General features: G+C 73.1%; 9 protein-coding genes and 1 riboswitch. Of the genes, 5 read left to right on the top strand and 4 right to left on the bottom strand.

What is annotated here, in order from left to right; translation table 11 throughout:
* Positions 1-497: FAD-dependent oxidoreductase (locus ABD308_RS12510; protein WP_344332738.1), on the bottom strand; the 497-nt coding region annotated here is incomplete at its 3' end.
* A gap of 95 nt (positions 498-592) precedes the next feature.
* A riboswitch (TPP riboswitch) is annotated at positions 593-705 on the top strand.
* Between ABD308_RS12510 and thiO the strand changes: the two genes are divergently transcribed.
* The 4 genes from thiO to pknB all read left to right on the top strand — a co-directional run bounded on the left by thiO (position 699) and on the right by pknB (position 4,777).
* Positions 699-1,862 carry a glycine oxidase ThiO gene (thiO, locus tag ABD308_RS12505; RefSeq protein WP_344332737.1) on the top strand — a complete coding sequence of 388 codons (1,164 nt, stop codon included), beginning with the start codon at positions 699-701 and terminating at the stop codon, positions 1,860-1,862. Its footprint overlaps the riboswitch before it by 7 nt.
* On the top strand, positions 1,859-2,068 hold the full coding sequence (gene thiS / locus ABD308_RS12500; protein WP_344332736.1) for a sulfur carrier protein ThiS: 210 nt from the start codon (positions 1,859-1,861) through the stop codon (positions 2,066-2,068). Before thiO ends, thiS begins: the two co-directional genes overlap by 4 nt.
* A 3-nt stretch (positions 2,069-2,071) precedes the next feature.
* The gene (locus ABD308_RS12495; RefSeq protein ID WP_344332734.1) at positions 2,072-2,869 is read left to right on the top strand and encodes a thiazole synthase; all 798 of its coding nucleotides are present in this window, start codon (positions 2,072-2,074) and stop codon (positions 2,867-2,869) included.
* 126 nt (positions 2,870-2,995) lie between these two features.
* On the top strand, positions 2,996-4,777 hold the full coding sequence (gene pknB, locus ABD308_RS12490) for a Stk1 family PASTA domain-containing Ser/Thr kinase (RefSeq protein ID WP_344332745.1): 1,782 nt from the start codon (positions 2,996-2,998) through the stop codon (positions 4,775-4,777).
* 17 nt (positions 4,778-4,794) lie between these two features.
* Here the strand turns inward: pknB and ABD308_RS12485 are convergent, their stop codons facing one another.
* The gene (locus ABD308_RS12485) at positions 4,795-5,424 is read right to left on the bottom strand and encodes a sulfite oxidase-like oxidoreductase (protein WP_344332731.1); all 630 of its coding nucleotides are present in this window, start codon (positions 5,422-5,424) and stop codon (positions 4,795-4,797) included.
* Positions 5,425-5,671: 247 nt separating this feature from the next.
* Here ABD308_RS12485 and bfr point away from each other — a divergent pair, with 247 nt between their 5' ends.
* Positions 5,672-6,151, top strand: a complete 480-nt coding sequence (gene bfr / locus ABD308_RS12480) for a bacterioferritin (RefSeq protein WP_344332729.1) — start codon at positions 5,672-5,674, stop codon at positions 6,149-6,151.
* Between the two features lie 16 nt (positions 6,152-6,167).
* On the opposite strand, the gene ABD308_RS12475 is transcribed toward bfr, so the two are convergent.
* A complete protein-coding gene (locus ABD308_RS12475) occupies positions 6,168-6,443 on the bottom strand; it encodes a (2Fe-2S)-binding protein (RefSeq protein ID WP_344332727.1) in 276 nt (91 codons plus the stop codon).
* A 173-nt stretch (positions 6,444-6,616) separates the two neighbouring features.
* A complete protein-coding gene (locus tag ABD308_RS12470) occupies positions 6,617-7,954 on the bottom strand; it encodes a class II 3-deoxy-7-phosphoheptulonate synthase (protein ID WP_344332726.1) in 1,338 nt (445 codons plus the stop codon).
* Between the last annotated feature and the right edge of the window lie 220 nt (positions 7,955-8,174).

The following is an 8,174-nucleotide window of genomic DNA, read 5'->3' as shown; positions in this document are numbered from 1 at the left end:
GCCGCGGTGGCCAGGCCGGCGCCGATCCAGCCCGCGCCGACCAGCACCAGCCGCAGTCCGGGGCGCAGCAGGGCGCGCAGCGCGAGCGCGTCGTCCAGGGTGTGCAACAGGTGCGCGCGCTCGGCGCCGGGCAGGGCGCGCGGCTCGGCGCCGGTGGCGATCACCAGCGCGTCGTACGGCTCGTCCCCGGCGTCGGTGTGCAGCAGGCCCGGGCCGCCGGGGCCGCCGGGGGTGAGGCCGGTGGCGCGGCGGCCGGTGAGCAGGTCGACGCCGAGGTGGGCGAAGTCGAGGTCGAGGGCGGTGCTGTCGGCCTTGCCGAGCAGGACGTCCTTGGAGAGCGGCGGCCGGTCGTACGGCGCGTGCGGCTCCTCGCCGACCAGCGTGATCCGCCCCTGCCAGCCGTCGCGCCGCAGCACCGCGGCGCACTGCGCCCCGGCCAGCCCGGCGCCGACCACGACCACCCGATCCGTCTGTCCCGTCCCGCTCAGCTCAGCCACGCCCGTCACTGTACTGAGCCAGGTCCTGGGGCCCCAGACCTAGGCCGCCCCTGTCCGGGCACCTTCAGGGGCCGCACCGCCCGGAGTTAAGGTGGAGGCACCATCACGGGAGCCCGGCGGACCGGGCTGAGAGGCGGGCTGGCACGGCCCGCGACCGTCCGAACCTGATCCGGGTCATACCGGCGAAGGGAGAGAGCGACTTTGACACGCTTGCCACCGGGCGCCCATACCGAGGTGCTGGTCATCGGCGGTGGGATCGTCGGACTCGCGGTCGCCTGGCGGGCGGCCCAGCGGGGACTGCGCGTCCTCGTGGTCGACCCGCGACCCGGCGGCGGCGCCGCCCAGGTGGCGGCGGGCATGCTCGCCCCGGTCACCGAACTCCAGTACGGCGAGGAGCCGCTGCTGCGCCTCGGGATGGCCTCCAACGAGCGCTACGCGGCCTTCGCCGCCGAGCTCACCGAGGCCGCCGGCGGCCGGGACACCGGCTACCGGCGGTGCGGCACGATCGCCGTCGCCCTCGACTCCGACGACCGCGAGGAACTGCGCGAGCTGCACGCCTTCCACCAGCGGCTCGGCCTGGACTCGCAGTGGCTCACCGGCCGCGAGGCCCGCCGGCTGGAGCCGATGCTCGCCCCGGGCGTGCGCGGCGGCCTGCACGTCACCGACGACCACCAGGTGGACGGCCGCCGGCTGGCCGCCGCCCTGGTGCACGCCTGCGAGCGGGCGGGCGCGGTGCTGCACCGCACCGAGGCGACCGGGCTGCTGGTCGAGCACGACCGCGCGACCGGCGCCCGGCTGGCCACCGGCGAGAGCGTCACCGCCGACCGGGTGGTGCTCGCGGCCGGCTCGCGCAGCCACCTGCTGCCCGGCCTGCCCCCGGGCGTGCTGCCCGCGATCCGCCCGGTCAAGGGCCAGGTCCTGCGGCTGCGGGTGCCCGAGGCCTACCGCCCGTTCCTCTCCCGCAACGTGCGCGCCGTGGTCCGCGGCGGCCACCTCTACCTGGTGCCGCGCGAGAACGGCGAGCTGGTGATCGGCGCGACCACCGAGGAGCAGGGCTACGACACCACGGTCACCGCCGGCGGGGTGTACGAGCTGCTGCGCGACGCGCACGAGCTGGTCCCCGGCATCACCGAGCTGCCACTGGTGGAGACCGGCGCCGGGCTGCGCCCCGGCTCGCCGGACAACGCGCCGCTGCTCGGCCCGACCGCGCTGCCCGGCCTGGTCGCCGCGACCGGCCACTACCGCAACGGCGTCCTGCTGACGCCCGTCACCGGCGACCTGGTGGCCGAGTACCTGGCCACCGGCACCCTGCCGGAGCTCGCCCGCCCGTTCTCCCCCACCCGATTCACGAAGGTCCCGGCATGAGCGACATCCCCCTGAGCGTCAACGGCGAGCCCCGCGAGGTGCCCGCCTCGACCACCCTGGCCGAGGTGGTCGCCAACCTCAGCCAGGCCCACTCCGGTGTCGCCGCCGCCCTGAACGAGGCCGTGGTGCCACGCGCCGAGTGGCCGCGCACACCGCTGTCGGCGGGCGACCGAATCGAGATCCTCACCGCCGTCCAGGGAGGCTGACCGATGGCCGACGACCTTCTCACCATCGCCGGGACGTCCTTCTCCTCCCGGCTGATCATGGGCACCGGCGGCGCCCCCAGCCTGGAGGTCCTGGAGCAGGCGCTCCAGGTGTCCGGCACCGAGCTGACCACGGTGGCGATGCGCCGGGTGGACGCCACCACCCAGGGCTCGGTGCTCGACGTGCTGACCCGCAACGGCATCCGGGTGCTGCCCAACACGGCCGGCTGCTTCACCGCCGGCGAGGCCGTGCTGACCGCCCGGCTGGCCCGCGAGGCGCTCGGCACGGACTGGGTGAAGCTGGAGGTGATCGCCGACGAGCGCACCCTGCTGCCGGACCCGATCGAGCTGCTGGACGCCGCCGAGGCCCTGGTCGACGACGGCTTCACGGTGCTGCCGTACACCAACGACGACCCGGTGCTGGCCCGCAAGCTGGAGGACGTCGGCTGCGCGGCGATCATGCCGCTGGGCTCGCCGATCGGTTCCGGCCTCGGCATCCGCAACCCGCACAACTTCCAGCTGATCGTGGAGGGCGCGGGCGTCCCGGTGATCCTGGACGCCGGCGCCGGCACCGCCTCGGACGTCGCGCTGGCGATGGAGCTGGGCTGCGCCGCGGTGATGCTGGCCTCCGCCGTCACCCGCGCCCAGGACCCGGTGCTGATGGCCGACGCGATGCGGCACGCCGCCGAGGCGGGCCGGCTCGCCCACCGGGCCGGCCGGATCCCGCGCCGGTTCCACGCCGAGGCGTCCTCCGCGATGGCCGGCCGCGCCGAGCTGGACACCCGCGAGCACCCCGCGTTCTGAGGACCCGGCCTTCCGGCCAGTTCCTGCGATCATCGTCCCGGTGTCACAAACCGGGCACAGAGCGGCCCCGGGGGCGGTGTCCCCCGGGGCCGGTGAACCGCCACGCCCTAGACTCGCCGGGTGGACATGGCATTGCGCGACCCCCTGATCGGTACCCTGCTCGACGGCCGGTACCGGGTCGAGTGGCGGATCGCCGCCGGCGGGATGTCCACCGTCTACCAGGGCACCGACACCCGGCTCGACCGGGTCGTCGCGCTCAAGGTGATGCACCCCTCGCTGGCCGGTGACACCGCGTTCACCACCCGCTTCATCCGCGAGGCCAAGGCCGTCGCCCGGCTCGCCCACCCCAACGTCGTCAACGTCTTCGACCAGAACGCCGACGGCGCGCGCGTCTTCCTCGCCATGGAGTACGTTCCCGGCGGCACCCTGCGCGACCTGCTGCGCGACCGCGGCGCGCTCTCCATCCGGGCCGCCCTGGACATCCTGGAGCCGGTGCTCGCCGCCCTCGGCGCCGCCCACCGGGCCGGCCTGGTGCACCGCGACGTCAAGCCCGAGAACGTGCTGATCACCGACGACGGCCTGGTCAAGGTCGCCGACTTCGGGCTGGTCCGGGTGCTGAACGCCGCCGACGGCGCCGCCACCTCCACCACCGCGACCGCCGGCACCGTGCTCGGCACCGTCTCCTACCTGGCGCCGGAGCAGATCCGCCCGGGCGCCGAGACCGACCAGCGGGTGGACGTCTACGCGGCCGGCATCCTGCTGTACGAGATGCTCACCGGCTCCCGTCCGCACACCGGCGAGAACCCCGTCCAGGTGATGTACCGCCACCTGCACGAGGACGTCCCGGCGCCGTCCGCCACCGTCCCCGGCGTGGCGCCCGCGCTGGACGCCATAGTGGCGGGCGCCTGCGCCCGGGACCGCGCCAGCCGCCCGCACGACGCGGTCGAACTGCTCGCCGCGCTCCAGCGGGTCCGCCGCGGGCTCACCCCGGCCCAGCTGGACGCCGAGCCGCCCGCCTCCACCCGGCCCAGCCCGCGCTACCCGACCGGCGAGGCCACCGCGGTGCTCACCCCGCCGCCGGCGCCGGCGCCCCCGGTGGAGCGCACCAGCGTGCTGGACGTGCCGCCGGACGTCATGGACCAGCTGCTCACCGAGCCGCGCCCGTACGACGAACCCCCGCCGGCGCGCGCGCCCCGCGCCCGGCGCTCACGGTCCACCGCCCGCCGGCTGCCGCGCGCGCCGCTGATCTGGACGGCCGTGATCGCCGCCCTGGTCCTGCTGGTCGGCGGGGCGACGTACATGATCTCCGGCGCGGTGTACGGCACGGTGCCGGGCGTGCTCGGCAAGAACCGGACCGAGGCGGAGCGGATCCTGGACGCCGCCGGCATGCACGGCAAGGTCTCGGAGGTGTACAGCGAGTCCGTCCCGGTCGGCCAGGTGATGGCGGCCGAACCCGGCGTCGGCACCCGGACCAGGAAGAGCGACGCCGTCACCCTCACCGTCTCGCGCGGGCCCAAGCGGATCGCCGTGCCCGACGTGGTCGGCCGCCCGTCCGCGCAGGCCTCCACGACGCTGACCGGGGCGCAACTGACGGCCGGCACGGTGACCGAGACGTACAACGACGGGGTCGCCGAGGGCTCGGTGATCAGCACCTCGCCGGCGGCCGGGCAGCAGGTGCCGGAGAACACGCCGGTCGCGCTGGTGGTCAGCAAGGGCATGGTGCCGGTCCCGGACGTCACCGGGATGTCCAAGGAGGCCGCCGAGAAGGCGCTCCAGGCGGCCGGGTTCGCCATGCAGAGCAACGGGGTCAACCTGTTCGGCACCGGCAAGGTGAGCGGCCAGTCCCCGGCGGCGGGCGAGCGGCGCCCGCAGCGCACCGTGGTGACGGTCAACTTCCCGTTCCTGTAGGCCCGGGGCCTCAGGAACTAGCGGAGCGGCCCGTCACCGGGCTCCTCCTGGTGGGAGTAGCGCTGCTCGCGCCACGGGTCGGCGCGGTTGTGGTAGCCGCGCTCCTCCCAGAAGCCGCGCCGGTCGGCCCGCATGTACTCGATCGCCCGGACCCACTTGGGGCCCTTCCAGGCGTACAGCCGCGGCGCGACCAGCCGGACCGGGAAGCCGTGCTCGGCGGTGAGCGCCTCGCCGTCGCGGTGGGTGGCCAGCAGGGTGTCGGGGGCGGCGAAGTCCTCCAGCCGCAGGTTGGCGCTGTAGCCGTACTCGGCCCAGACCATGACATGGGTGACCCCGGTGTCCGGCGGCACCAGGTCGAGCAGGAGGGCGGCGGCCACGCCGGTCCACTCGCCGTCGAGCACCGAGAAGCGGGTGACGCAGTGCAGGTCGGCCCGGACGGTGGTGCGGGGCAGGGCGTTGAAGCCCGCGAAGTCCCAGCCGCGCCTCTCCGCCGAGGCGGTCGCGCCGAACACCTGGAGTTCCCAGCTCAGCGGCTTGAAGCGGGGCACCGGACCGTAGTGCAGGGCGGGCCAGCCGCGTTGGACGCGCTGGCCCGGCGGGAGCCTGGGGTCAGACGGTGACGGCGGTTCTTGTTCGGACTGACCCATGGATCCATGGTGACAGACGGCGGTCGACGCCCGGCGCGCGCCCCTTCACCGCATCGCACGCCCCGCTCGTACGGGCCAACGGCGGGGCGAGGACGTTCGCCCGCGCTGGGCAAATCGGATATTCCGACACATGTCCTAGTGAGTGTGAACTTACTGGAATTTCCTCCCATGGCGATGCCAGGATGCCTGCAGCCGGAGCCGGAGGGTAAACGGCCCTGATCCCGCACGCGAGCAGGAAGGCACCGCCATGAAGGGCGACGCAGAGGTCATCGAGTTCCTCAACGAGCAGCTCACCGCCGAGCTGACCGCAATCAACCAGTACTTCCTGCACGCCAAGATGCAGGAGAACTTCGGCTGGACGAAGCTCGCCAAGTACACCCGGCACGAGTCCTTCGACGAGATGAAGCACGCCGAGGTGCTCACCGACCGGATCCTCTTCCTCGACGGGCTGCCCAACTACCAACGGCTCTTCCACGTCCGGATCGGCCAGACGGTCAAGGAGATGTTCGAGGCCGACCGGCAGGTCGAGGTGGAGGCGATCGACCGGCTCAAGCGCGGGATCGTGGTGATGCGGGCCAAGAACGACATCACCTCGGCCAACATCTTCGAATCGATCCTGGCCGACGAGGAGCATCACATCGACTACCTCGACACCCAGCTCGAACTGGTCGAGAAGCTCGGCGAGGCGCTGTACATCGCCCAGCTGATCGAGCAGCCGGAGTCCTGACCCCCGATGCCGCCGCTCAGGCGGCGCGCAGCGGTGCCGGCGTCTGCGGGCCGGCGGCGGCCTCGGCCTCGGCCTCCGTCGGGTCCGCCAGGCCCAGCCTGGCGGCCAGCCGGGCGGTCGGGCAGGGCCGGGCGCCGTGCTCGCCGAGCAGGGCCTGGATCCGTCGCACGCAGGAGCCGCAGTCGGTCCCGGCCTTGCAGCCCTTGGCGATCTGGCGCGGCGTGTTGGCGCCGCCGTCGATCGCCCGCTTCACCTGGTCCTCGGTGACCGCATGGCACATGCACACGTACATCGCGGTCTCTCCCGGGGGTGAAGCGGTGAAGCGGAGTGGATCTTGACTAAGGCAAGCCTTAGTTCACTAAGCCTCACCTTACCCGCCCCACGGGGCACGCAAAAGCCTCTCCGGCCCGGGAGAACCCCAGGCCGGAGAGGCTTTTGTCACATCCGCCGGGCCGGCGGCACCGTTCAGTTGCCGCCGCGGTACATCTCGGCGACCAGGAACGCCAGGTCCAGCGACTGGCTGCGGTTGAGCCGCGGGTCGCAGGCCGTCTCGTAGCGCTGGTGCAGGTCGTCGACCAGCACCTCGTCGCCGCCGCCGACGCACTCGGTGACGTCGTCGCCGGTCAGCTCCACGTGGATGCCGCCCGGGTGGGTGCCGAGCGCGCGGTGCACCTCGAAGAAGCCCTTGACCTCGTCGAGCACGTCGTCGAAGCGGCGGGTCTTGTGACCGCTGGACGCCTCGAAGGTGTTGCCGTGCATCGGGTCGCAGATCCAGACCGGCTGCGCGCCGGAGGCGGTGACCTTCTCCACCAGGGCGGGCAGGTGGTCGCGGACCTTGCCCGCGCCCATCCGGGTGATGAAGGTGAGCCGGCCGGGCTCGCGCTCCGGGTCCAGCTTCTCGATCAGGGTCAGCGCCTCGTCGACCGAGGTGGTCGGGCCGAGCTTCACGCCGATCGGGTTGCGGATCTTCGAGGCGAACTCGATGTGCGCGTGGTCCAGCTGGCGGGTGCGCTCGCCGATCCACACCATGTGGCCGGAGACGTCGTACAGCTCGCCGGTGCGCGAGTCCACGCGGGTCAGCGCGGTCTCGTAGTCCAGGATCAGCGCCTCGTGGGACGAGAAGAACTCGACCGTCTTGAACTCCTCCGGCGCCACGCCGCAGGCGTTCATGAACGCCAGCGCGTTGTCGATCTCGCGGGCGAGCTGCTCGTAGCGCTGGCCGGCCGGCGAGTTGCGCACGAAGTCCTGGTTCCAGGCGTGCACCTGGCGCAGGTCGGCGTAGCCACCGGTGGTGAAGGCGCGCACCAGGTTGAGCGTGGCGGCGGACGCGTTGTACATCCGCTTCAGGCGCTCCGGGTCCGGGATCCGGGACTCCGGGGTGAACTCGAAGCCGTTCACCGAGTCGCCCCGGTAGACCGGCAGGGTCACGCCGTCACGGGTCTCGGTCGACTTGGAGCGCGGCTTGGAGTACTGGCCGGCGATGCGGCCGACCTTGACGACCGGCACCGAGGCCGCGTACGTCAGCACGGCCGCCATCTGCAGCAGGGTCTTGAGCTTGTTGCGGATGTGCTCCGCCGAGACGCCGTCGAAGGCCTCGGCGCAGTCACCGCCCTGCAGCAGGAACGCCTCACCACGGGCCACGGCACCGAGCCGGGCGCGCAGCTGGTCGCACTCGCCGGCGAAGACGAGCGGCGGATACGAGGCGAGCTCGGCAAGGGTCTTGCGCAGAGCCTCTTGGTCCGGCCATTCAGGCTGCTGCGCCGCGGGCAGGGACTGCCAGGTGTGGGGATTCGTCACGGTCACGCGCTCAAGGCTACGGGGTGCGACAACCGAATTGTGACCACCGCCCGAGGGGTGAGACGCCTCGCGGACATTCGGGTGACGGGCCTCACTCCGGTCCGGGGATCCGCTAGGCTCGGCCCGTGAACACGCCGCACACCTTCTCCTGGTGGTGGGCCGACCCCCTGGGTGGCCCACAGCCCGCGCGTTCCTAGACGCAGACGAACCGGCCGCCCCTCGGGGC

It is taken from the genome of Kitasatospora putterlickiae (genome assembly GCF_039527695.1).
Taxonomy (GTDB): domain Bacteria; phylum Actinomycetota; class Actinomycetes; order Streptomycetales; family Streptomycetaceae; genus Kitasatospora; species Kitasatospora putterlickiae.
The sequence above is the reverse complement of the archived record's forward strand: the minus strand, read 5'-3'. Positions and strand labels throughout refer to the sequence as shown.

What these genes read in the sequence shown, in the direction of transcription:
- pknB (WP_344332745.1), top strand. Translation starts at nt 2,996, where the DNA reads ATGGCATTGCGCGACCCCCTGATCGGTACCCTGCTCGACGGCCGGTAC.
- thiS (WP_344332736.1), top strand. Translation starts at nt 1,859, where the DNA reads ATGAGCGACATCCCCCTGAGCGTCAACGGCGAGCCCCGCGAGGTGCCC.
- bfr (WP_344332729.1), top strand. Translation starts at nt 5,672, where the DNA reads ATGAAGGGCGACGCAGAGGTCATCGAGTTCCTCAACGAGCAGCTCACC.
- ABD308_RS12485 (WP_344332731.1), bottom strand. Translation starts at nt 5,424, where the DNA reads ATGGGTCAGTCCGAACAAGAACCGCCGTCACCGTCTGACCCCAGGCTC.
- ABD308_RS12495 (WP_344332734.1), top strand. Translation starts at nt 2,072, where the DNA reads ATGGCCGACGACCTTCTCACCATCGCCGGGACGTCCTTCTCCTCCCGG.
- ABD308_RS12475 (WP_344332727.1), bottom strand. Translation starts at nt 6,443, where the DNA reads ATGTACGTGTGCATGTGCCATGCGGTCACCGAGGACCAGGTGAAGCGG.